General features: G+C 66.9%; 19 protein-coding genes. 2 read left to right on the top strand and 17 right to left on the bottom strand.

The features are described 5' to 3' along the window. Window positions 1-49: 49 nt before the first annotated feature. The 4 genes from AC5P7S_RS02560 to AC5P7S_RS02545 all read right to left on the bottom strand — a co-directional run bounded on the left by AC5P7S_RS02560 (window position 50) and on the right by AC5P7S_RS02545 (window position 4,443). Window positions 50-1,561, bottom strand: a complete 1,512-nt coding sequence (locus AC5P7S_RS02560; RefSeq protein WP_005419354.1) for an ATP-binding response regulator — start codon at window positions 1,559-1,561, stop codon at window positions 50-52. 4 nt (window positions 1,562-1,565) lie between these two features. Then, on the bottom strand, window positions 1,566-2,006 hold the full coding sequence (locus AC5P7S_RS02555; RefSeq protein ID WP_005411057.1) for a response regulator: 441 nt from the start codon (window positions 2,004-2,006) through the stop codon (window positions 1,566-1,568). Continuing rightward, entirely contained in the window at window positions 2,003-3,826 is a 1,824-nt protein-coding gene (locus AC5P7S_RS02550) for a sensor histidine kinase (protein WP_095378293.1), read from the bottom strand. The genes AC5P7S_RS02555 and AC5P7S_RS02550 overlap by 4 nt, the downstream gene beginning before the upstream one ends. 230 nt (window positions 3,827-4,056) lie before the next feature. Continuing rightward, window positions 4,057-4,443, bottom strand: coding sequence for a BON domain-containing protein (locus tag AC5P7S_RS02545; RefSeq protein WP_053498227.1), 387 nt, complete (start codon window positions 4,441-4,443; stop codon window positions 4,057-4,059). A 171-nt stretch (window positions 4,444-4,614) separates the two neighbouring features. Here AC5P7S_RS02545 and AC5P7S_RS02540 point away from each other — a divergent pair, with 171 nt between their 5' ends. Continuing rightward, window positions 4,615-5,658, top strand: a complete 1,044-nt coding sequence (locus tag AC5P7S_RS02540; protein WP_197599270.1) for an oxidoreductase — start codon at window positions 4,615-4,617, stop codon at window positions 5,656-5,658. A 184-nt stretch (window positions 5,659-5,842) separates the two neighbouring features. Here AC5P7S_RS02540 and gnd read toward each other — a convergent pair whose 3' ends face one another. The 7 genes from gnd to AC5P7S_RS02505 form a co-directional block, all read right to left on the bottom strand. Beyond that, complete coding sequence (gnd, locus tag AC5P7S_RS02535; protein WP_095378291.1) at window positions 5,843-6,748, bottom strand: phosphogluconate dehydrogenase (NAD(+)-dependent, decarboxylating); 906 nt, start codon at window positions 6,746-6,748, stop codon at window positions 5,843-5,845. Window positions 6,749-6,758: 10 nt separating this feature from the next. Then, window positions 6,759-7,997: a hypothetical protein gene (locus AC5P7S_RS02530; RefSeq protein ID WP_095378300.1), complete on the bottom strand. Its 1,239-nt coding sequence runs from the start codon at window positions 7,995-7,997 to the stop codon at window positions 6,759-6,761. 17 nt (window positions 7,998-8,014) lie between these two features. Further along, the gene (locus tag AC5P7S_RS02525) at window positions 8,015-8,605 is read right to left on the bottom strand and encodes a DUF2242 domain-containing protein (protein ID WP_005419366.1); all 591 of its coding nucleotides are present in this window, start codon (window positions 8,603-8,605) and stop codon (window positions 8,015-8,017) included. Window positions 8,606-8,839: 234 nt separating this feature from the next. Continuing rightward, entirely contained in the window at window positions 8,840-11,017 is a 2,178-nt protein-coding gene (locus tag AC5P7S_RS02520; protein WP_005419368.1) for a carboxy terminal-processing peptidase, read from the bottom strand. A gap of 278 nt (window positions 11,018-11,295) precedes the next feature. Beyond that, window positions 11,296-12,306: a lipoyl synthase gene (gene lipA, locus AC5P7S_RS02515; protein ID WP_005419370.1), complete on the bottom strand. Its 1,011-nt coding sequence runs from the start codon at window positions 12,304-12,306 to the stop codon at window positions 11,296-11,298. A gap of 18 nt (window positions 12,307-12,324) precedes the next feature. Then, window positions 12,325-13,035 (bottom strand): lipoyl(octanoyl) transferase LipB, encoded by a 711-nt coding sequence (gene lipB, locus AC5P7S_RS02510; RefSeq protein WP_095378290.1) that lies wholly within the window; start codon window positions 13,033-13,035, stop codon window positions 12,325-12,327. Continuing rightward, complete coding sequence (locus AC5P7S_RS02505) at window positions 13,023-13,301, bottom strand: YbeD family protein (RefSeq protein WP_005411067.1); 279 nt, start codon at window positions 13,299-13,301, stop codon at window positions 13,023-13,025. The genes lipB and AC5P7S_RS02505 overlap by 13 nt, the downstream gene beginning before the upstream one ends. Before the next feature lie 351 nt (window positions 13,302-13,652). Here AC5P7S_RS02505 and AC5P7S_RS02500 point away from each other — a divergent pair, with 351 nt between their 5' ends. Then, the gene (locus AC5P7S_RS02500; RefSeq protein WP_095378289.1) at window positions 13,653-14,711 is read left to right on the top strand and encodes a lipid A deacylase LpxR family protein; all 1,059 of its coding nucleotides are present in this window, start codon (window positions 13,653-13,655) and stop codon (window positions 14,709-14,711) included. 244 nt (window positions 14,712-14,955) lie between these two features. Here the strand turns inward: AC5P7S_RS02500 and AC5P7S_RS02495 are convergent, their stop codons facing one another. The 6 genes from AC5P7S_RS02495 to mrdA form a co-directional block, all read right to left on the bottom strand. After that, window positions 14,956-16,173 (bottom strand): D-alanyl-D-alanine carboxypeptidase family protein, encoded by a 1,218-nt coding sequence (locus tag AC5P7S_RS02495; protein WP_053498244.1) that lies wholly within the window; start codon window positions 16,171-16,173, stop codon window positions 14,956-14,958. Between the two features lie 100 nt (window positions 16,174-16,273). Beyond that, complete coding sequence (locus AC5P7S_RS02490) at window positions 16,274-17,545, bottom strand: septal ring lytic transglycosylase RlpA family protein (protein ID WP_065196486.1); 1,272 nt, start codon at window positions 17,543-17,545, stop codon at window positions 16,274-16,276. Beyond that, window positions 17,542-18,687: a lytic murein transglycosylase B gene (gene mltB / locus AC5P7S_RS02485; protein WP_095378288.1), complete on the bottom strand. Its 1,146-nt coding sequence runs from the start codon at window positions 18,685-18,687 to the stop codon at window positions 17,542-17,544. The genes AC5P7S_RS02490 and mltB overlap by 4 nt, the downstream gene beginning before the upstream one ends. Before the next feature lie 976 nt (window positions 18,688-19,663). Next, window positions 19,664-20,758, bottom strand: a complete 1,095-nt coding sequence (rodA, locus tag AC5P7S_RS02480) for a rod shape-determining protein RodA (protein ID WP_095378287.1) — start codon at window positions 20,756-20,758, stop codon at window positions 19,664-19,666. A 122-nt stretch (window positions 20,759-20,880) separates the two neighbouring features. Beyond that, the gene (gene rodA / locus AC5P7S_RS02475) at window positions 20,881-21,993 is read right to left on the bottom strand and encodes a rod shape-determining protein RodA (protein WP_005419392.1); all 1,113 of its coding nucleotides are present in this window, start codon (window positions 21,991-21,993) and stop codon (window positions 20,881-20,883) included. Beyond that, window positions 21,990-24,068, bottom strand: a complete 2,079-nt coding sequence (gene mrdA, locus AC5P7S_RS02470) for a penicillin-binding protein 2 (protein ID WP_095378286.1) — start codon at window positions 24,066-24,068, stop codon at window positions 21,990-21,992. The genes rodA (AC5P7S_RS02475) and mrdA overlap by 4 nt, the downstream gene beginning before the upstream one ends. Window positions 24,069-24,071 lie beyond the last annotated feature (3 nt).

The raw sequence follows: 24,071 nt of genomic DNA, 5'->3' as shown, positions 1-24,071 counted from the left end.
ATGATCCCACCGCACGGGGATGCCGGCCAGCGGCCGGCACTACCCTTTGTCAGCCCAGCGCCTCGGCCACTGCGCGGAACACCTGTTGCATCTGCAGCGGCTTGCGCAGTACATGGACGTCCACGCCGGCCGGGAAGGCATCGGCAGGCACCGCCACCGCCGCGTCCTCCAGCACCAGCGCCGGGCCGCGATAGCCCAGCGCAGCCATCTCGCCCAGCAGCTGGCTGGCCGGCAGCAGCTTTGAGCCGGCGTCTGCAATCACCAGCGCCGGCATCGCCTCCTGCTGCATCCAGCGCAGCGCCGCCGGGCCATCGGAGGCCAGCTGCAGCTGATACCCCTGGCTGGACAGCGCGTTGCCGAGCAGCGACAGGCGCGTAGCTTCGCCGTCGACCACCAGGATCGACTGGCCACTGCCCAGGGCCACCAGCTGCTCGATCGGCTCGCTGCCGTCGCTGGCTTCGTGCATCGGCAAGCGCAGCTCGAAGCAGGTGCCCTGCCCCGGCTGGCTGCTGACATGGATGCTGCCGCCGGCGCCTTCGACGATGCGCTTGCAGGAAATCAGACCCAGGCCGGTGCCATCGGCCTTGGTGGTGAAGAACGGATTGAACAGGTGCGACAGCGTGTCCGCATCCATGCCGATGCCTTCGTCGGACACGCAGATCTGCATCCAGTCCACGCCATCGCGCTGCCCGGCATGGCTGGCGGTCAGGCTCAGGCGGCCACCGTTGGGCATCGCCTGGATCGCGTTGAGCGCCAGGTTCAGCATTACCTGCTGCAGTTCGGTGTAGTTGGCGTCGACCACCAGGCCTTCGTCCAGCACCTGCAGTTCCAGGCGCACGGCATCGGGCACGTTGCTGCGCAACAGCAGCGCCACCGCGTCGAACAGGCCGTCGATCTCGATGCGCTCGCTCGGCTTGCGCGAACCACGCACGAACGACAGCATCGACTCGGCCATCTCATGGCCGCGGCGGCCACACTCGGCGATGACGTCGGCCAGGTGGTGCAGCTGCGGATCCTCGGTGCGGGCCTTCAGCAGGTCCGGCATGATCAGCAACGGCTGCAGGATGTTGCGCAGGTCGTGGCTGAGCCCGGCGGCAAGCAGGGACAGGCTTTCCAGGCGCTGCGCACGCATCAGTTCGGTTTCCACGCGTGCGCGCTCGACCGCACTGCGTGCATCGCGGATCGCACGCGCGACCGCCGAAGGCAGGCGCGCAGGCTGGTGCTTGATGATGTAGTCGTTGGCGCCCTTCTGCAGCGCCGCTACCGCATTCTCCTCACCCATCGTGCCGGAGACGAAGATGAAGGGCACCTCCGGTGAGGTCTCGCGCACGATGCGCAGCGCGTCGTCACCGGAGAACCCCGGCATGCTCAGGTCGGACAGCACGATGTCCGGCTGGAACACAGCCAGTGCCTGGCGCAGTTCCGCCTCGCTCTCCACACGCTCGAAGCGGGCCTCCAGGCCCGCGTCGAGCATCTGTTCGGACATCAGCTCGGCATCTTCCGGTGAGTCTTCCACCAGCAGGATGCGCAGCGCCCCCAGGGCGGGACCGGTCAGGGGCATGGGCTCACTCGAGTTCCGGTGCCTGGTTGATCAATGCCCAGAACTTGCCCAGGGTCTGCACCGCGCCGAAGAACTGGTCCACGTCCACCGGCTTGACCACGTAGGCGTTCACGCCCATGTCCCAGCTGCGGGCCAGGTCACTTTCCTCGCGCGAAGACGACAGGATCACCACCGGCAGGCGCTTGAGTTCTTCGTGCTCGCGGATCTGCCGCAGCACTTCCAGGCCATCCATGCGCGGCATCTTGATGTCCAGCAGCAGCACCGCCGGCAAGCCTTCCTCGCGGTTGGCGAAGGCGCCGCGGCGCAGCAGGTAGTCCATCACTTCCACGCCGTCCTCGACGTGCACGATGGGATTGGCCAGACGCGCTTCTTCCAGGGCGTCGATCGCCATTTCGGCATCCGCCGGGCTGTCTTCGGCGAGAAGAATGGTGCGCAGAGTCGTCATGCAGAGGGACCTTGTTTGTCCGCGTCGGTCGCGGGGGGCAGGTAGAAGTGGAAAGCAGCGCCGACGTCCGGTTCGGCCTCGGCCCAGATACGGCCACCATGGCGGGTCAGCACGCGGCGCACGCTGGCCAGGCCGATGCCGGTCCCCGGGTAGTCACTGGCCTTGTGCAGGCGCTGGAACACACCGAACAGCTTGCCGGCGTAGGCCATGTCAAAGCCTGCACCATTGTCGCTGACCGTGAACTGATGGCCGCCGTCGGGCTGCTGCTGGTAGTCAACGCGGATCTTCGCCGGTTCGCGGTTGCCCGAGTACTTCACTGCGTTGCCGAGCAGGTTGAGCCAGACCTGGCGGATCATGTTTTCGTCGCCCACCACGATCGGCAGCGGCGCGATGCTCCACTCCACCTGGTGCGCATGGCCGCCGTTCTCGGCCTCGGCCTCGGCCTGCAGGTTGGAATCGAGCATGGCGCGGGTGTCGGCCACCAGCGACTGCATGTCCACCGCCTGCTGCCGCATCGCCGCGCGGCCAAGTCGCGAGTAGACCAGCAGGTCGTCAATCAACGCTGCCATGCGCCGGGCCGAACTGGAAATCACGTCCAGATAGTGGCGGCTCTTGTCATCAGCCTGGTCGCCGAGGTGGCGCGACAGCTTGTCGGAGAATCCTGCCACGTGGCGCAGCGGTGCACGCAGGTCATGCGAGACCGAATAGCTGAAGGCCTCCAGCTCGCGGTTGACCTCGGACACCTGCGCAACCTTTCCTTCCAGCTGGCGGTTCAGCTCTTCCACGCGCAGCTGCACTGCGCGCTGCATGGTGACGTCGCTGATGGTCAGCAGCACCACCTCGTCATCGCTGTCGGGCAGCGGCATGCGCCGCGCGTTGAGCAGCATGTAGCGCACCATGCCGTCGGCGGTGCGCTGCTCGTGCTCGAAGTCCCACAGTTCGCGACCGCGCGACAGTACGTCGGCCAGGCGCTGCCGGACCACCGGGTCCTGCCATGCGTTGTCGCCAACGTTTTCCAGCAGCAGGCCGTCGGCGCGCTCGTCTTGCAGGCCGTACAGTTCAGCGAATGCTGGATTGTGCAGCTGCACGCGCAGGTCGCGGTCGAGCAGCACGATCGGTTCGCGCACGGTCTGCAGCACCGACGCCGCACGTGCAGCCGAGCGCAGCGATTGCCGCTCCGCATGCAGGCGACGGCCGATCTGCCGCTGCAGCAGCCACAGCACCAGGCCGAGCAGCGCCAGCTGGATCACCAGCGAACTCCACGACACCAGTTCGGTCTGCTTGCGCTGGCGTGCCGCCTGCTCGGCGCGCAGCGCCAGCAGCTTCTGCTCGCTGGCCTGCAGTTCTTCCACCAGCCCGCGGATGGGATAGCGCGTACTCAGGTCCTGCACCAGCTCGCGCTGGTCGCTGTTCGGTTCGGACCTGGCCAACTCGCGGGCAAGTGCCATGCGGCCTTCCAGCATCGATTCGATCCGACCGATGCGGATCAGCTGCTCGGGATTGTCGCGGGTCATCCGGCCCAGTTCGGCCAGGCGCCCGGGAATTTCATCGGCCCGGGCCATGCGTTCGCGCAGGCCGGGGGCATCCACGCCCTTGGACAGGGTCAACGCGGCCGATTCAACATCGCGCACATCGGCCTGCAGTTGCTGCAGTGCCACGCCCACAGCCTGGGTGTGGTTGACCCAGGCCATCGCTTGTTCGCTGTCCTGCTGCAGTTTACGCAGGGTCAACCACGGCACCACGATGATCGCGGCGGCGGCCAGCGCCAAGGCCGGCAACCGCCAGCGGTCCCAGATGTCGTCACTGAAAACCAGCGCCATAGTTCCTCGTCAGCTCTGCCGCGACGCGTTGGCCGGGCCGAACCCGGTTGCGGCGGAACCGGCAATATAGCGCAGGCGGTCACAACTCTGGAATTTCCAGCGCGGTCGGCTGAACGGGTTGGCAATCAGACCTGTAGGGCCAAGCCCATGCTCGGCTGCCTTGGAGTGCCAGCCGAGCATGGCTCGGGTCTACAGGTCAGCGTGCGCCCCACGCGGGGCGCCCAACCGGTTCAGCGCTTGGCGGCAGCGCTGACCTTCAATGCGGCGGCATCGACGCGGGTCACGCCCTTGATGCCCTTGGCGGTGGTGACCGCCTTGTCCTTCTCGGCCTGGGTGGCCACGGTGCCGCTCAGGCTGACCACGCCGTTCACCGTTTCCACCTTGATCTCGGTGCCCGGGACGTTGCTGCTGGTCAGCAGGTCCGCCTTCACCTTGGTGGTGATCCAGCTGTCGGTCACCGGTTCGTTGGAATCATGGCGATCCGCGTGGGTAGCCGGATGTGCGCTGGTGGTCGGCGGGCTCTTCGCGGCCGGGTCCTTGGCGAATGCGGCCGAGGAGGACAGTGCCAGGCCCAGCGTCAGGGCAGAAGCAATCAGCGTGCGAGTGGTATTGCTCATCGTGTCGTTCTCCTTCGGGATGTGCTGCCAGTCTGGACAAGCGCACGTGGAGCAGGCGTGGCGTCGTGGTCATGCCGCCGTGAATCGAAGCGTTTCCAACGGCAACGGTTCAGTTTTGGGCTGTCCGCATCTGTCGTTTACCCTGCCCTTCCCCCCTGCCGGAGCTCTGCCATGCGCCCCGACCTGCACCTGGCCCTGATCGGCTACGGCCTCGCCGGCCGCGTCTTCCATGCGCCGCTGATCCAGCACACGCCCGGCCTGGCCCTGCACAGCATCGTCAGCTCGCAGCGCGACACGTTGCTGCGCACGTTCAGCAACGTACACGTGCGTGCAACGCCACAGGACGTGTTCGACGATCCAGCGGTGGATGCGGTGGTGATCGCCACGCCGAACGAACAGCACGCGCCGCTGGCGATGGCCGCGCTGGCCGCCGGCAAGCACGTGCTGGTCGACAAACCCTTTGCGCTGGATGTGGCCGAAGCGGAAACGGTACTGGCCACGGCACGCGACGCCGGCCGCATCGCCACCGTGTTCCAGAACCGGCGCTTCGATGCCGACTTCCTCACGCTGCAGGCGCTGCTGTCCGAAGGCACGCTGGGCGAGGTGGCCGAATGCCATGCGCATTTCGACCGCTACCGGCCGCAGGTGCGCGACCGTTGGCGCGAACAGGACGGGCCAGGCAGTGGCCTGTGGTACGACCTCGGCCCGCACCTGCTGGACCAGATGCTGGTGCTGTTCGGCTGGCCGTACGCCATCGATGCGGATCTGGCCGTGCAGCGCCAAGGTGGCGCCGGCATCGACTACTTCCACGCCGTACTGCACTACCCGCGGCATCGCGCCATCGTGCATGCCGGTTCGCTGGTGGCTGCCCCTGCCCCGCACTTCAGCGTGCATGGCAGCAAGGCCAGCTGGATCAAGTACGGCCTGGATGTGCAGGAGGCCCAGCTGCGCCGCGGCGTAGCGCCGGGTGCGCCCGGATGGGGCATCGATCCCCGGCATGGCGAACTGGTGCACTGTGATGCAGAAGACAATGTTCTGCGCAGCACCGTCGACAACCTGCCCGGCGACTATCGTCGGTTGTATGCGCAGTTCGCAGCGGCGATGCACGGCGACGGCGAAGCGACGGTCAGCCCGATGCAGGCATTGCAGTTGATGCGGCTGCTGCAGGCCGGCATGGACAGCGCGCGCGAAGGGCGGCGGATCGCGTTGGACTGACCAGTAGATCCACGCCATGCGTGGATGACGTGGCAACGATCGGAGACGGCTTTTGTAGAGTCGAGCCATGCTCGACTGGCTGCATGGGGTCAGAACCCTTTCCTACGGAAAGGGATCCGACCCTGATCTGCCCGGGGTCGGATCCCTTCGGCAACGCCGAAGGGCTCTGACCCCACCGCAGTGCTTACGACTTCCTGATGGCGTGGCCGCCGAATTCATTGCGCATCGCCGACAGCAGGCGGTCGGTGAACGAATTCGATTCCCGCGAACGCAGGCGTTCCAGCAGCGACAACGTGATCACCGGTGCCGGCACGTCCAGCGCGATGGCTTCGGCCACGGTCCAGCGGCCTTCGCCGGAATCCTCCACGTATGGCGCGATGCCATCCAGCGACGGATTGCGCTTGAGTGCTTCGGTGCTCAGGTCCAGCAGCCACGAGCGCACCACGCTGCCGTGACGCCACACCTCGGCTACCTGGGCCAGGTCCAGCGCCATCTCCTGCTTGCGCTCCATCAGCGCGAAGCCTTCGGCATAGGCCTGCATCATTCCGTATTCGATGCCGTTGTGGACCATCTTGGTGAAATGGCCGGCGCCGGATGGACCAACACGCGCCCAGCCACGATCTTCAGCCGGTGCCAGCGTGCGCAGCAGCGGTGCGATCTGCTCCACCACCGATGCTTCGCCACCGACCATCAGGCTGTAGCCTTCCTGCAGGCCCCACACGCCGCCGCTGGTGCCACAGTCGACGTAGCCCAGATCGTCCTCCGCCAGCGCCTTGGCGCGACGGATCGAGTCCTGGTAGTTGGAGTTGCCGCCGTCGATGACGATGTCACCCTCAGCCAGGTGCGGGGTCAGCTGTCCCAGCGTCTGGTCGACGGTTTCACCCGCCGGCACCATCAGCCACACCACGCGCGGCACCGGCAGCGCGGCCACGGCGGCGGCCAGCGAATCAACCACCTCCAGGCCGGCCTCTGCAGCACGCTGGCGCGCACTTTCGCCCGGGTCGTAGCCGACCACGCGGTGGCCGCCGCGATGCAGGCGCTGGGCCATGTTGGCGCCCATGCGGCCGAGGCCGATCATTGCAATATCCATTGTTTCACCTTCACTTGGGGTCTAGGGTCAGGCTGCCTGGCCTGCCGGTAGCCGCGCAGTGGCGCAGCTGCGCCTCGCGCCAACGCCGGTAGAGCGTGGTATGCAGATTGTGCACCGCCAGGTCGATCGAAAACGGCGTTCTCGGGTTCCGATCGAGCAGGCGGACGATGTGGTAGCCGATAGGACGTATACCGCGCGGATGCACGTAGATCACGAACTGCTGGTAGAACGGATCGTCCAGCAGCTGATCCATGCGCACCAGAGCCGCGTGGTAGCGCGGTGCCAGGCGCGCGCGCAGCTGTGGATCGCGCTCGAACAGCAGGCGCTCGAAATAGCGCTGGCCGATGCGCGGGATGTCCTGCGCCAGTTTCCAGAGCTCGGCATTGCGCTGGTCGTACCAGGCCAGGCCAGCGTGCAGTGCCAGCGCCTGCGCAGCGCCCTCGCCCACCTCGACCACCACGAAGTTCTCGGCCTGGTTACTCAGGTCGTCCAGCGTGCCTTTGTCGTACACATGTTCGATGAAACCGGGCACGCCCACGAACGCCTGCCGCCCCATCGCCGAGGTGCGCACCGCCTTGCCATCGGCGAAGAAGTCACCCGCATGCGCGCCGAGCAGGATGCTGTCGGTGTCGTGCAGCGCGAGGAAGGTGCCGATCGACAGCTCCTCCGCTGCGAACCCAGTGTCGAACGCAGCATCGCCATACAGCTCGCGCTGGGTGGCCAGCTGTGCGACCTGGCGGCCGACACCGCATTCGGCACGCACGGCACCGCTGTAGAACGCCTGCAGCGCATGGCTGTTGCCCGCGCGGGGCACGAAGCCACGACCGAAACTGCGTGTACGCTGCCAACCCTGTGCCGGTGCGCCCTGCAATCCGAAGCCGATCCATCCCAGCTGCGGGCCGGAGAAGCGGAACGTGGGATTGCCCTGCAATGCCGAAGTCGCGCGCCGCGTGGCCGCCCCCAGCTCAAAGGCATAGGCGCAGACGGTGGCGGGGTCATCCAGCAGCTGCTGCAGCAGTGCCTGCCGAGCGGCAGCGGGCAGCGCCGCCGGCCACCGCACCTGCAGGTCGCCGGCCGCTTGTGAATCAGCCAGCGAGGCACGCGTACATACGGGACCACCGCGCACCTGCGGCGCGGTGAGGGACGCTTCTTCGAAGCGCCACCCCAACCGCTGCAGCAGGCCCTGCGTACAGTCCGGGGATGGCGCTGCCACGACCCACGCGGGCGCCAGCAGCAGGGCTGCAATCAGCCACCTGCCGCGCACTCTCAGCCCTGGTCCGTAACCGCCGGTGCGGGTTCCGGCGCCGCGGCCGGCGATGGCGATGGCGTGCCCGCCGCGGCCGGCAAATACTGCTGCAGGCGCTGGAAGAAGCGACGATAGAACTCGGCATCCGTGACCGTGCTGCTGGCCACCTTCACCAGCGAGTCGTCGTTGCTGCCGAACGGCAGCGACACCGAGCCCAGCGCACCCACACCGACACTGGCCGAGGTCGGACTCTTCTTCAGCGCGTAGCGGTCCTGCACGGCACTGACGAACACCAGCGTCTGGCTGCCGCGCGGGGCGCAGGAGATGCGCAGCACCAGCTGCTCATGGTCATCCTCGCGCGGCTGGAAGTTCTTGTTGCCCTCCACCTGCGCATCATCGGAACGGGCGATGGCATAGCCTTGGCTGAGCAGCGTGCGGCGCGCGGCCTCGCAGGCTTCGCCGGGGCGTCCCTCAACGGTGCGCGAGAAGGTATCGCCGGAATCGAAAGACTCGCGCAGCACGGTGCTGTCGGCGGCGCGGCCACCACAGGCCGAAAGGATCAAGGCGCTGGCGCACGCCACGGCAGCGCTGGAAAGACGGGAGGCCCGCATGGGTACTCCTGCGAGAACGGAAGCACCAAGGGTAGTCCCGCCCCCGTGTGCGGCAGGTCGATATGGCCCCCCACGTTGCTCCCGGTTCATGCACGTAAAAGGGGACGGAGGGGATTAAGTCGTTTGCGGCACTTCACTGGCCCGGGCATGGCCCGGCGCGACCGGGAGTGGGCTTCCCAAACAAGAAGGGGCCGGCAATGCCGGCCCCTGCGAATGTCGCGCGCCGTCTCCGGCTCAGTCCGCCCAACGCCCCGCGCCGGTGGACTGCGGCAGCACCTGGGCCGACAGCGGACGGTCATTGGCCAGCAGGTTCACCGCGTCGGCCAGGATCGAGGCCGACTCGCGCAGCAGCGGGTCCGGACGCTTTTCGGCGGCCTTTTCGCGGGCGGCATCCTTCACGATGTCGCGCTCGTTGCCGGTCAGGCCATCATCACTGCTGTCATCGGCCAGCGGGTCCAAGGCCAGGCCCAGCTCCTTGCGCTGCAGCTGGCGTTCCTTGCGCTGGGCGTCCTGGCGCTCGCGTTCGGCGCGACGGGTGGCCTCGTTGAGCGAGATGTACTTCTTCGCCGCCTCGGTTCGGAACTGCTGCACGTCCTCGTTCCACCACTGGAATTCCTTGTCGGTAGCGATTCGCGCGTCGTGGCGGGCCTCCAGCTTCGGCAGCAGCGGCGCGAAGTTGCCGTACTGGGTGTGCGGCACGGCGGCGATGCGGGTCCACGGCAGGGCGTTATCGTAGGTGCTCTCGCCGAACTCGGTGGCATCGACGCTGGCCGGGAAGGCCAGGTCCGGCACCACGCCCTTGTGCTGGGTGCTGCTGCCGCTGATGCGGAAGAACTGGGCGATGGTCAGCTTGACCTGGCCGAAGCGCTGGGTCTCGCCACTCGGCCAGCGGTCGAGGTCGACGATGTTCTGCACGGTGCCCTTGCCGAAGCTGGTTTCACCGATCACCAGGCCACGACCGTAATCCTGGATCGCACCGGCGAAGATCTCCGAGGCCGAGGCCGAACCGCGGTTGATCAGCACCGCCAGCGGGCCATCCCACGCCACACCCTGGTTGCGGTCGCTGTTGACGGTGACGCGGCCACCGGACTCACGCACCTGCACCACCGGGCCCTGCTCGATGAACAGGCCGGTCAGTTCGATGGCTTCATCCAGCGAACCGCCGCCGTTGTTGCGCAGGTCCAGCACCACGCCGTCCAGCTTGTCGTTCTTGAAACCAGCCAGCAGCTTGGCCACGTCGCGGGTGGCCGAGGCATAGTCGGCGGCGTTGCGGCGGCGGCCTTCGAAATCCTGGTAGAAGGTCGGCAGCTTGATCACACCAATCTTCCGTGCCGGCTCGCCGTTGGCGGCCGGAATGGTCATGGTCTCGCCCTTGGCGGCCTGTTCGGCCAGGCGCACCTTCTGCCGGGTCAGCACCAGGGTGTGGTGCTTGCCATCGGCACCTTCGGCAGCCGGAATGAACTCCAGCTTGACCTGGGTGTCCTTGGCGCCGCGGATCTTGGCCACCACATCGTCGATGCGCCAGCCGATCACGTCCTCGACCTGGCCAGACTTGCCCTGGCCAACGCCGACGATGCGGTCACCCGGCTTCAGCGTGCCGTCCACCGCAGCCGGGCCGCCGGCGATGATCTCGCGGATCACTACCACGTCGTCCTGGCGCTGCAGCTGCGCACCGATGCCTTCCAGCGACAGCGACATCGCCTGGTTGAAGTTCTCGGCCGTGCGCGGGGTGAAGTAATCGGTGTGCGGATCAACCGCGCTGGTGTACGAATTCATGAAGAACTGGAAGACGTCTTCGCCCTTGAGCTCATTGACCGACTTCTCCAGCGTCGCGTAGCGCTTGTCCAGCGTCTTGCGGATATCGTCCGGCTTCTTGCCCGCCAGCTTCAGGCGCAGCCAGTCGTTCTTCACCGACTTGCGCCACAGCTCATCCAGCTCGGCGCTGCTGGCCGCCCACGGCACCTTCTTGCGGTCGTACTCGAAGCGCTCGTCGGTGGTGAAGTCCGGCTCCTGCTTGAGCAGCTTGCGCGCAAAGGCCACACGTTCGCCGACACGCTGCTTGTAGACCGCGAACACCTGGAACGCCGGCTCCAGTTCGCCGCCACGGATTGCCGAGGAGATGTTGGCTTCGAAGGGCGCGAAGCGCGCCACGTCGGCCTGGGTGAAGTACTGCTTGGCGCCGTCCAGCGTCTCCAGATAGCGCTTGAACACGTCCTTGGAGGTGGCCTCGTCCAGCGCACGCGGGCGGTAGGCGTAACGACTGTCGGACAACAGGCCATACACCAGCTTGGAGGTGGTCACCTGATCGGCGGTTGCCGCAGCGGGCAAGGCAGGCGAGTCGGCCTTGGCCGCCAGCGCCAGCGGCGCGACCAGCGCCAGGGCCATCAGGAATGCGGGGGCTTTGAATTTCATTGACGTGCTCGAAGGCGCCTTGCCAAGGGGGAGACTGCAGGGTGTTCAGACACCCCGACAGTGCCGAAAGTTGCCGGGTTTGTCACCCGGCCGCGCTCGGTGGAAAACCAGCCTAGCGGGGCCGGTGTAGCAAATTGTGAATGCATGTAGAGCCGAGCCCATGCTCGGCTGGCCGGCAGCAAGCAGCCGAGCATGGGCTCGGCTCTACCGCAGGCAGAGGTGTGCGGACCAACGGTCCGCACCCACGGGAGAAGCAACTCCCACCCACCGGGAGGGTGTCAGGAAACCCCTGCGCCCTTGGCCTGAACGTCGGCGTGGTACGACGAGCGCACCATCGGGCCGGACGCCACGTGGCTGAAGCCCAGCTCGTAACCGTAGTCTTCCAGTGCCTTGTAGTCGTCGGGGGTCCAGTACTTCAGCACCGGGTGATGGTGCGCGGTCGGCTGCAGGTACTGTCCGATGGTGATCATGTCCACATCGTGCGCGCGCAGGTCACGCATCGTGGCCTTGATCTGTTCGAAGTCTTCGCCCAGGCCCAGCATGATGCCGCTCTTGGTCGGCACGTCCGGGTGCTGCGCCTTGAAGTTCTTCAGCAGGTTCAGCGACCACTGGTAGTCCGCACCCGGGCGCACGTTGCGGTACAGGTCCGGCACGGTCTCGATGTTGTGGTTGAACACATCCGGCGGGTTCTGCGCCAGGATCTCCAGCGCACGTTCCATGCGGCCCTTGCCGCGGAAGTCCGGGGTCAGCACTTCGATGCGGGTACCCGGCGACTTTTCGCGGATGGCGGTGATGCAGTCGACGAAGTGCTGGGCACCGCCGTCGCGCAGGTCATCGCGGTCGACGCTGGTCACCACCACGTACTTCAGGCCCATGTCGGCCACGGTCTGGCCGAGGCTGGCCGGCTCGTTGGCATCCGGCGGCTTCGGGCGGCCATGGGCCACGTCGCAGAACGAGCAGCGCCGGGTGCAGACCTCACCGAGGATCATGAAGGTGGCGGTGCCATGACCGAAGCACTCGTGGATGTTCGGGCAGCTGGCTTCCTCGCATACCGTCACCAGGCGGTTCTCGCGCAGCTTGGCCTTCAGGTTCTGCACGGCATTGCCCGAAGGAATGCGCACGCGGATCCAGGACGGCTTGCGCAGTACCGGCGCGTCGGCGAACTGCACCGGCGAACGGTTGATCTTGTCACCGCCCAGCTGCTTGACCCCGGCCTGCAACGGCGCGGTGGACGGAGAATCGCCCTGCACGATCTGCAGGGGAATGGAACGGGCGGTGGTTTCAGTCATGGCAGTTCCGGGGGGCGGTCAGGCGGCCGCAGAAAGATCGGGCAGTTCGGGCGTGTGCTGCAGCAGCAGGCCAAACTGGCGGGCCAGGTGGTCCAGCAGCACCGGCTTGACGGCCTCCATCCCGGAGGGGCCGCCCAAGTCCAGCACCGAGGTCACCTGCAACCCCTGATAGCCACAGGGATTGATGCGGTGGAAGGGTTCCAGGTCCATGGCCACGTTGAAGGCCAGCCCATGGAAGGTGCAGCCCCGGCGCACGCGGATGCCGAGTGCGGCGATCTTGGCACCACCGACGTAGACGCCCGGGGCGCCCTCGCGGCGTTCGGCGCCGATGTTCCACTCGGCCAGGGTATCGATGAGCGCCTGCTCGATGCGGCACACGTAGTCGCGCACGCCGATACCCAGTCGTGGCAGGCGCAGCAACGGATAGATCACGATCTGGCCGGGACCGTGATAGGTCACCTGGCCGCCGCGGTCCACGTGCAGCACGGGGATGTCGCCCGGCGCCAGCACATGCTCGTCCTTGCCGGCCTGGCCCAGGGTGAACACCGGATCGTGCTCGACCACCCACAGCTCGTCGGCATCGGCGTCGCTGCGCTGGTCGGTGAAGCGCTGCATGGCGCGCCACACCGGTTCATACGGCTGGCGGCCGAGGTCACGGACCAGCGCCGGACGCGGCGAACGCTCCTCCGGGGCGGCTTCGGCCGGGCAGGAGTCGGCTACAGCGTCCACTTCACTTCCGGGTGGTCACGCAGCGCCTGGTGCGCCAGGTCGTACTGTTCGCGGCTCTCGGCCTTGAACACGATGCGGACGGACACGTACTTGCCGTTGGAGGAGTGCTTCCAGCTGATGCGTTCGTTCACCACATCGATGCCGGCGGCCAGCAACAGGCGGGGAAGCTCATGCTCCAGGCCGCGGTTGGCCGGGCCCATGGCGCTGAGCTCGAACTGGCCGGGGAACTGGAAGCCGTGGTCGGGGTTGTCGGACTTGATTTCCATGGCCCCATTATCGGGCCGCAGGGCAACAAACCCAAGAGTATTCATCAACGCCAGGACCGCACCGGCGGTCTGCTGCGTTGCAGGCGGCCCAAAGGGACGGGCCTGAGGCCCAACGGCAGCTGACTGCAATCTCCTGACCATCACCAGCGCGAACATCGTACGGGCGGCCCGCGACCGCCTTCACGCCCGGCCTGCGGCGCGTACGCGGGTAACAAATTGTGCCCGCCGGACAATGTTGTTTTCGGAACAGACAAGTGATCTGGACGTGCTCGTTCCGACGCGCGGGCACGAGTACCGTAGCGTTGCAGAAAACGACTGAAAACCGCCCCCTTCCCCATGAGCATTCCATCCATGCGTAGTGTCGCAGCTCTCGGGCTCGCCGGCCTGCTGGCCTCTGCCCTCCCCCTTGCCGCCCAGGCGGCCGAACAATGTGGCCCGGACGCCATGCGCGACCACCCGCCGCAGGTCAATTTCCGCGTCGACAACGACCTGTTCGGCGGCCGCCACCAGGACCAGGGCTATACCAACGGTGCGCTGTTGACCCTGGTCTCCCCCAATCTGGTCGATTACACCGACGACCCCTGCCTGCCGCGCATGGCGCGCTGGGTGAACCGGTACCTGGAAGGGCTGCATCCGGGCAAGTTCGAACAGCAGAACATGATCTTCAGCATCGGCCAGGGGATCTTCACCCCGACCGATTTCACTCGCAAGGACCTGATCGAGGACGACCGCCCTTACGCCGGCGTGCTGATCGCGAACTTCGGTTTCAATGCGCGCAGCGGCGACCGCCTGCAGACCACCCAGCTGACACTGGGCGTGGTCGGCCCCTGGGCACAGGGCAAGCAGGTGCAGAATGCCGTGCACGACGTGCTGGGCGACGAAAAATTCAAGGGTTGGGACAACCAGCTGCACAACGAACCACTGTTCATGCTGACCCATGAGCGCATGCGCCGCTGGCCGGGCGATGCCAGTGTCAATGCCGACGGTTGGGGCTGGGACGCGATCAGCCACTACGGCGGGTCGATCGGCAACCTGGAAACCAAGGCCAATTTCGGCGGTGAAGTGCGCTTTGGCTGGAAGCTGCCGGACGACTTCGGCAGCACGCCGTTGCGCCCGGCCGGTGAGAACACGGCGCCGACCCGCAGCGGCCGCCCCGGTGGGTGGTCCTGGCACCTGTTCGCGACCTCGGACGCTGCCTGGGTGATCCGCGATATCACCCTGGATGGCAACACCTTCCGCAACAGTCACAGCGTGGACAAGCGCCATGTGGTGGCCTACGGCGGGTACGGCGTGGCGGTGATGTACGGCCGCTGGAAGTTCGCTGCCGCGCGCTACCACAGCACGCGCGAATTCAACGGCCAGCGCGAGGCGCCGGTGTTCGGCAGCTTCACCATCAGTCGTGCGCTGTAGGCGAGGGGCTGATGGTGAAGCGGGTAGGTGCCGACCGTTGGTCGGCACACCGGTTATTGCATCGCTCGCTGTAAGCGAGCGGCTGAGGGTAGTGCCGGCCGCTGGCCGGCTGTTGGCACATCCGGATGGGTTCAAGCGGAGCCGGCCAGCGGCCGGCACTACCCGCATCCGCACGCAACCGGCATCCCGAAACAGAAAAGGCCGGCATTTGCCGGCCTTTTCGTTCACCACGCCGGGGCGTGGATCATTCCGATTCCCACCACATCCAGAAGCTGTCCCACAGGCGCTTGAAGAAGCCGGCCTGCTCAACGGCGGCCACGGCCACCAGCGGCGCTTCGGCGACGACCTTGCCATCCAGGGTGACCTTCACGGTGCCGATCTGCTGGCCGGCGGTGAACGGTGCTTCCAGGGTCTTGGGCACATCGATGCTCGGCTTCAGGTCGTTGTAGCGGCCGCGCGGCACGCTCACCAGCATCGGCTGGGCCACGCCCAGCTGCACCTTGTCGGTGGTGCCCTTCCAGACCTTGTGCTCGGCCACGGCCTTGCCCGGCTCGTACAGGCGGTGGGTCTCGAAGAAGCGGAAGCCCCAGTTCAGCAGGGCCAGGCTGTCATCGGCACGCTGCTTTTCCGACGCACCGCCCAACACCACGGCGATCAGGCGCTGGTCGCCACGCTGCGCCGAACTCATCAGGCAGTAGCCCGCTTCGGAGGTGTGGCCGGTCTTGATGCCGTCCACGCTGCCGTCGCGCCACAACAGCAGGTTGCGGTTCGGTTGCTTGATGTTGCCGACCTGGAATTCCTTGATCTTGTTGTACGCGTAGGTTTCCGGGTAATCACGCACCATCGCGCGGCCCAGCAGCGCCAGGTCGTAGGCGGTGCTGTGGTGGCCTTCGGCGGTCAGGCCGTGGGCGTTGACGAAGTGGGAGTTCTTCATGCCGATCTTGGCGGCGTAGCTGTTCATCAGCGACGCAAAGGCTTCTTCGCTGCCGGCCACGTGCTCGGCCAGGGCGATCGCGGCGTCATTGCCGGACTGGATCGCCATGCCCTTTTCCATGTCTTCCAGGCGTGCGGTCTGGTTGACCGGGAAGCCGCTGTAGCTGCCGTCGGTACCCGCGCCGCCTTCGCGCCAGGCGCGTTCGCTCATCATCACCTGGTCATCCGCACGGACCTTGCCGTTCTTGACCTCGGCGGCGATCACGTAGGACGTCATCACCTTGGTGATGCTGGCCGGGGCCAGCTGCTCGTGGATGTTCTCGCCGGCCAGCACCTGGCCGGTGGCGTAGTCCATCAGCACCCAGGCCTTGGATACGCTCGGCACCGGCGCCGGCGGGGTGGCAACGGTGGCCGGGGCGGCAGCGGCGGCGGGCGCCGGCGTGGCCGGGGTCGGCAGCGGGGTCTGGGCGGAAGCCAGGCCCACCACCAGGGTGGCGGCCAGGGCGGTGGCGGCGGAACGGAAATTCATTGGACAGCAGGCTCCAGGGGACGGCCAGGAATGGAGGGTGGAACGTAGTGGCCATTGTAAGGCCGGGGCAGCATGGGCCGGCAGCACCGGCCCGGGTGGGTCAATCCTTGACGATCTGCGGCGAACCCAGGCCCAGACCGGCAATGCGGCCGACAAGTTCCGCGGCACTGGCATGGTCGCTGGCGGGAACGCGCAGGCGGAACAGGGTGCGGCCACCGGCGGCGATGTCGCTGATGGTCGCGCCGACGATGCCGGCGGCGTTGAGCTGGCCCATTGCGCGGTTGGCATTGTCGCGGCTGGAGAAGCTGGCGACCTGCACCATCACCGCGCCCACTACCTGCTGCGACAGGCTGGGGGCGGTCGGTGTGGCCGGCGTCGTACGCGCCGGCGCCGGCGTGACCGCGCGCGGCGCGGCGCTGGCGACGGCAACCGGTGCCACAGGGGCGCTGCGCGCCGGCGGTGCGCTCGGCGGCAGGCTGCTGACCGCCACGTCCGGCACGGCGCTGGCCACGCCCTGGGTGGTGGCCGGCTGGCCACGCGCAGGCATGGCGTCGGCCGGCAGGCGCTTGACCAGGCGATCAATGTCGCTGTCGGCGGTGGCACGCGCAGCCGTTACCGGGCGCGTACTGGCCGCCGCGACAGCCGTTTCGGCGGCACGGCGCTCGCGGCGCGACGGCTTTTGGGCCAGCAGGTTGCTCTCGCCCGGTTGCAGCGCACGCACTTCCACGTTGCCGGTACCGCGCTGGGTGATGCCCAGCCGCACCGCGGCGGCATAACTGAGGTCGACCACGCGGCCATCATGGAACGGGCCACGGTCGTTGACGCGCACGATCACCGACTCGCCGTTGTCCAGGTTGGTGACGCGGGCGAAGCTGGGCAGCGGCAGCGTCTTGTGCGCGGCGGTGAACTGGTACATGTCGTAGACCTCGCGGTTGGAGGTCAGGCGGCCGTGGAACTTGGCGCCGTAGTACGAGGCCGTACCGCGCTCGACATAGTTGCGGGTGTCGTCGAGCACCTTGTACGACTTGCCCAGCACCACGTACGGCGACTTGTTGCCGATGGCCGAACGCTCTTCGGCGGTCACTTCCGGCTCGGGAATGCAGGCGACGTTGGGAATGTAGTCCGGGGTGCTGTCACGCACGCCTGGCTTGTACAGCCCCCCGGCGGTGTAGTTGCCGCGCGTGTTCGGGTCTTCCTTGGCCGCAGCATAGGGCGAGCCCTCCGGGCAATGCGCCGGGCGCGAACCGCGACCCTGCACCACCGTGCCGCTGGGCTTGCCACCGTGGCCGGTCGTGGCCGGCTTCTTCGGCGCACTGCTGCAGGCAGCCAGCGCGAGGACGATCAAGCTCGGGACCAGCCATCTGATGTTCATGCCGGGGGCAGCTCCTGTCCGGCGATGGCCTGCGACAACTGGAACACGGCCATCGCGTACATCTTCGAGAGGTTGTAGCGGGTGATCGCGTAGTAATTCTGGAAGCCCAGCCAGTACTGCTTGCCGGTGCTGCCCTCAAGCGTGATCGGCGTTGCGGTGGCGCCCGGCTGCACCGCAGCGCTGGGCTGGTAGCCGCGCTGCGCCAGGTCGGCCAGCGACCAGGTCGGCATCCATTCGGTCGGGTTGAACTCCTCGCGACCCGGCGCCAGCGTGGCCGGTACGGCCACCTGGCCACCACGGACCCAGCCGCCCTTCTTCACGAAATAATTGGCGATGGACGAGAACACATCGTCGTAGCTGGTGAACAGGTCGCGACGGCCATCGCCATTACCGTCCACGGCGTAATCGAGATAGCTGGACGGCATGAACTGGCCCATGCCCATCGCACCGGCATAGCTGCCCTTGAGCGTGGTGATGTCCAGCTTTTCCTCACGGCCCAGCTCGAACAGCTTGGCCAGCTCATCGCGGAAGAACAGCTCGCGGCGCACTTCGCGTTCCAGCTTGGCCGGGTCGCCACTGCGCGGGTAGTAGAACGCCAGCGTGTACAGCGCATCGAGCACGCGGTGGTTGCCGGCATTTTTCCCGTAACTGGTCTCCACGCCGATGATCGCCACGATCACTTCGGCCGGCACGCCGGTGCGCTGCTGCACGCGATCCAGTTCGGCACGATGCTGGGCCAGGAACGCGCGGCCGCCATCAATGCGTGCCTTGCTGATGAACATCGGCCGGTATTCGTTCCACGGTTTGACCCGTTCGGCCGGGCGCGACATGGCGGCGATGATCGGCTGGCGCACCTGCGCCTGATCGAGCACGCTGCTGATCTGCTCCGGCTTCAGCCGATAGCGCTTGGCCGTATCGGCAACAAAGCGGGCCCGTGCGACCTCGAACGGCACCGGAGTGAGATCGACCGGCGGCGCTGTAGCAGCGGCCGCTTCGGGCGCGGCTTCGGCCGGGCCGTGGGCCTTGGTGGCGGGCTGGCGCGGCGTACTGCTGGCCTGGGGCGAAGACGGTGGGGACTTCGGCTGGGTCGCGCAGGCGACCAGGCCGAGGGTGAGCATGCAGGCCAGAGTGCGTCGAATCATCGTCGCAGGTTAGCAGGTCATGGATGAATTAAAACCCCTAACACCATGAATCACAACGATTTGCCCGCGTTCAGCGGGAAATGTGAAGACGTCGTGATCGAGCTTCCCCATTCAGATAGAGGTGGCCGGTTGCGTCCCCATCCCCGCAGACGCAACCGGCGACCGGATCCGGTCGGTACCTGCGCGGCTGCCGCTCCCCAGTGGCAGTTCCCCGCGCTCCCTGTACCCGTTGGATCAGTACTGCTCCCGCCCGACGCCCCCTCGCGCTGCATCGATTGACGGCGCGCCGTGCCGAACGGGCCGCCATTGTGCAGGCCGATTACGACAAGTCCATTGATCAAGATCAACGCGGTGTAAAAATGTGAACCAGATAACGTTTTTTGCGGACTTTGGTCGGAGAGCGTGTTGCGTCGCATTGTTGTGAGAACGCTTCCACAACGGGCATTGCGCAGCGCCAGGAAGTCTCCGGCCAACGGCGCAGCCCCTCGTGGGTCGCCGCGAAAAGCAGTTCACGGGTGAGGCCAGGTAGATGGGCTGCGCAGGGGCCGCTGCAAGTACGTCCATGTAAGCTCGGTCGCCGCATCCATGCGGCTCACGCCCCTGCGCAGCCCATCTACCCGGCCACGGACAGGTTCCGTGCGCGTCTACCCACGGAGAAGAAAGAGAAGATCAAAAGCGGGTCGCGGCGCTGCGCTTGCTCATAAGCCGAGCACGGCTCGGCTCTACACAAGGCAATGAAGCGACCCGCCAGGCTGCATTTGCTTTTGCTCTTCTCTTTCTTCTCCGTGGGTAGACGCGCCCGAAAACTATCAGGGGGCGGGCGCGGTGGGTTCGCGGGACCGTTGGCGCCATGGATGGCGCCATCGAGCCCCCAGGGACGGGTTTACGGCGTGTCCCGCGAACCCACCGCACCCGCCCCACACATGAGCCGCGTTGCGCGACCACCCACGAGGGGCTGCGCCGTTGGCTGGAAACGCTATCCCCCGTGCACGGGCCGATGCCCGCGTACCGCCATCACCAGCCCGATGCCGGCCAACAGCGATACCGCCGAGGTCCCGCCATAACTGATCAGCGGCATCGGAATGCCCACCACCGGCAGCAGGCCGGAAATCATTCCGCCGTTCACCAGCACGTAGACGAAGAACGCCAGCCCCAGGCTACCGGCCAGCAATCGCGCGTGCGTGTCGCGCGCGTGCACCGCAATCCACAGGCAACGCCCCACCACGAACAGGTACAGCGCAAACAGCGTCGCCACGCCGATCCAGCCAAACTCTTCGGCCAGCACCGAGAACGCAAAGTCGGTGGTGTACTCGGGCAGGAAATCGAGCGTGGCCTGTGTGCCCTGCCCCCAGCCACGTCCTTGCCAGCCCCCGGAACCGATCGCGATGCGCGATTGCAGGATGTTCCAGCCGGTACCAAGCGGGTCGGCCGCCGGGTCGAGGAAGGTCAGCACACGATCCTTCTGGTATTGCCGCAGCAAGCCGAACCACGCCAGGGGTGCAGCCACTGCCAGCCCTGCCGCCCCGGTCGCCAACCAGCCCCAGTGCAAGCCAGCCAGCAACAACGCGAACACGCCACTGGCAGTGACCAACGTGGCGGTGCCGAGGTTGGGCTGCATGAGGATCAACACCGCCGGCACGCCGATCAGCAGCGCGGCGGTCAATACCGTGCGCGGCGAGGGCGGCAGTGGTTGCCGATGCAGGTACCACGCCATCATCAGCGGCAGGCTGAGCTTGAGCAGCTCGGACGGCTGCAGGTAGAACACGCCGAGGTTCAGCCAGCGCTGCCCGTACTTGCCGGTGCCGATGACGTACACCGCCATCAGCGGCAGCATCGACAGCGCGTAGATCGCAGGGGTCCACGCACGCAATCGCAGCAGCGAAACACGCGACAGCAGCCACATCGCCAACAGCCCACCGCCAAAGCGTGCCGCCTGCCCGGCCACCGGGCCGGACACGCTGTGCAGCACCGCCAGGCCGGCGCCCATCAGGATCAACAACGCGCCCAGCAACGGCAGATCGATCGTGCGCAGCGCCTCACGGCAGCCGCCAAGCAGTCGTTTCCATTTCACGCGGACACGGTAGCAACGGGTGCTTGCGTGAAGCTGTCAGGGTGCTCCTGCTCTCCGTAGCCGAGTTGCGGGGTCAGATCCCTTTTTCCTGTGGAAAAAGGGATCTGACCCCGACGCCGGACTCAACCGTAGCCGCCGTGCACCGGGTTGTGGCTGCGCACCGCCATTACCAGGCCGAAACCGGCCAGCAGCGACACCGCCGAAGTACCACCGTAGCTGATCAGCGGCATCGGCACGCCTACCACCGGCAGCAGGCCGGAAATCATCCCGCCATTCACCAGCACGTAGACGAAGAACGCCAGGCCGGTGGCACCCGCCAGCAGGCGCGAATAGGAATCGCGTGACTGGCTGGCGATCCACAGGCAACGCCCGATCACCACCAGGTACAGCGCCAGCACGGTGGCCACGCCGATCCAGCCGAATTCCTCGCTCAGCACCGAGAACGCGAAGTCGGTGGTCTGCTCGGGAATGAAGTTCAGGTGCGACTGCGAGCCTTCGCCCCAGCCCTTGCCATCGAAGCCGCCGGAACCGATGGCGATCTTCGACTGGATGATGTTCCAGCCGGCGCCAAGCGCGTCCATCTCCGGGTCCAGGAACATCATGATGCGGTCCTTCTGGTACGGCCGCAGCAACCAGAACCACGCCACCGGCGCGACCGCAGCCACGCCGCCCACGCCCAGCCCAACCCACCACCACGGCAGGCCCGCCAGCAGCAGCACGAACACGCCGCTGGCGGCGATCAGCACGCCAGTACCGAAGTCCGGCTGCAGCATCACCAGGCCGGTGGGTACGCCGATGATGATCAAGGCCACGAGCACGGTATTGAAGCGCGGCGGCAGCGGCATCTTGTGCAGGTACCACGCCACCATCATCGGCAGGCTCACCTTCAGCAGCTCGGCCGGCTGCAGGTAGAAGAATTTCAGGTCCAGCCACTGCCGGCCATATTTGCCGGTGCCCAGCACGAACACCGCCAGCAGCGGGATCATCGAGATCGCGTAGATCATCGGCGTGGCCGAGCGGATGCGCAGGATCGGCACCCGCGAGATGCCCCACAGTGCGGCCATGCCCACCGCGAAACGCGCGCCCTGCGCCATCACCAGGCTGTCGCCACCAGCGCTCTTCAGGGTCGCCAGGCCAATCACCATCAGCGCGCCCAGGGCCAGGCACAGCACCCAGTCCAGCGTGCTGAAAAAGCGGCGCAGCATGTCGCCGGCCCAGCGCAGGAATACTCTCATCGTGCAGGCTCCGCAGGGGCCGGGCGCGGCGTGGCTGGCAGCGCGGCGGCCTGCGCACCCGGCTGCGGCGCAGGCGCAGGCGCGGGCTCCGGCGTGGGTGCACCGATCAGCACCGGGTGCTCTCCCACCTGTGCAGCGGCGAGGTCACCGGCCTGGCGCGCGCCCGCGTCCTCGTTGTCGAACGCGGTGGCGCCGATGGCGGTGGTGCCGCGCTCGCTGTCCAGCGGCTGCATGCCTTCGGGCATCTTGCCCAACAGGTAAGCGTCGAACACCTTGCGTGCGATCGGCGCCGCGGCCGAACCACCATAGCCACCACCTTCCACTGCCACCGCAATTGCGATGACCGGGTTGTCCGCCGGCGCAAAGCCGACGAACAGTGCGCGGTGACGCAGATGCATCGGCAGGCTCTTCGGATTCATGGCGGCGGTGCCCTTGCGGCTGATGACCTGTGCGGTACCGGTCTTGCCGGCCATCACGTACGGCGCACCGACGGCCACGCGCCAGCCGCTGCCGCCGGGCCGCATGGTTGCCATCATGCCCTCGCGCACGGCCTGCACGTTGTTGGGATTGGGGCTGACCGGCTTGCTCTCGCCGGGCGGCATCGCCGTCCAGTCGCTGTCGAAGCCTTCGCGCTGCTGGATCACCAGGTGCGGGGTGCGCAGCTGGCCGTCGGCCAGGCCGCTGACGCCGCGCGCCAGCTGCAGCGGGGTGACCTTCCAGTCACCCTGGCCGATGCTGATGTTGACCGTATCGCCGGGATACCAGGCTTCCTTGCGGCTCTTCCGCTTGTAGGCGGGCGACGGCAGGATGCCGCCGATCTCGCCGGTGAGGTCGATGCCGGTCGGCTGGCCGAAGCCGTAGTACTCCATGTAATGGTCGAAGCGCTCGATGCCCAGGTCCAGCGCCAGCTTGTAGTAATAGGTGTTGACCGACTCGGCGATGGACTTGCGCAGATCAGTCCAGCCGTGGCCGCCACGGTGGGCGTCACCCCAGCCGCGCGAGGTGCCCGGCAGGTAGAACATGCCGGTGGAGAGCACCTTGTCTTCCGGGCGGCGCACGCCGGAGTCCAGTCCCGCCAGGCCGATCAGCGGCTTCAGCGTGGAACCGGGAGCGACGCCACCGAGCACCAGGCGGTTGAACTGTGGCCGCGACGGGTTTTCGTTCAAGGCCTTGAAGTCGGCATGGGAAATGCCGTTGACGAACAGGTTGGGGTCGTAGGACGGCAGGCTGACCATCGCCAGCACTTCGCCAGTGCGCGGATCCATCGCCACCGCCGACCCCTCCTGGTCGCCGAACGCGGCCACCATCGCGCGCTGCAGGTCGGCGTCGATCGACAGCCGCAGGTCGGCGCCGGACTGCGCGGCGACGCGGCCGATGGTGCGGATCGCGCGGCCCTGCACGTTGGTCTCGACCTGCTCGTAGCCGACCTTGCCGCGCAGCTGCTGCTCGTAATAGCGTTCCAGGCCGGACTTGCCGATGTGGGTCAGCGCGGCATTGCCTTCGCCGAGGACCTCCAGATCCTTGTCATCAACGCGGCCGACGTAGCCGATGATGTGCGCGAACAGATCGCCATAGGGATAGCGCCGGGTCAGGTAGGGTTCCAGCTCGACCCCCGGGAAACGCCAGCGGTCGACGGCAAAGCGCGCCATCTCCTCGTCGCTCATGCGCAGCTTCAGCGTGACCGGCAGGAACTTGCGGCGCGCCTTGCGCGACCTGTTGAATGCTTCCAGCTCTTCCGGGCTGATGCTGATGATCTTCGCCAGCCCTTCCAGGGTGGCATCCATGTCCTTGACCTTGTCCGGAGTGACGTCCAGGCGGAAGGCCGGCACGTTTTCGGCCAGCAGGCGGCCGTTGCGGTCGTAGATCATGCCGCGCCCTGGCACCACCGGCCGCGGCTTGATGCGGTTGGCTTCCGAGCGCGTGGCGTAGACGTCGTGGTCCAGCACCTGCAGCTTGAAGTACCAGCCGCCCAGGCCCAGCAGGCAGACCAGCACGCCCAGGAAACCCAGCGCCGCACGGCGGCGGAACTGTTCGGCTTCGGCGTGCGGGTTCTTGACCTGGCGGCGCGGGATCATGGC

This window comes from Stenotrophomonas sp. YJH_SMC_32 (assembly GCF_059369975.1).
This window is presented reverse-complemented; position numbering and strand designations above follow the sequence as displayed.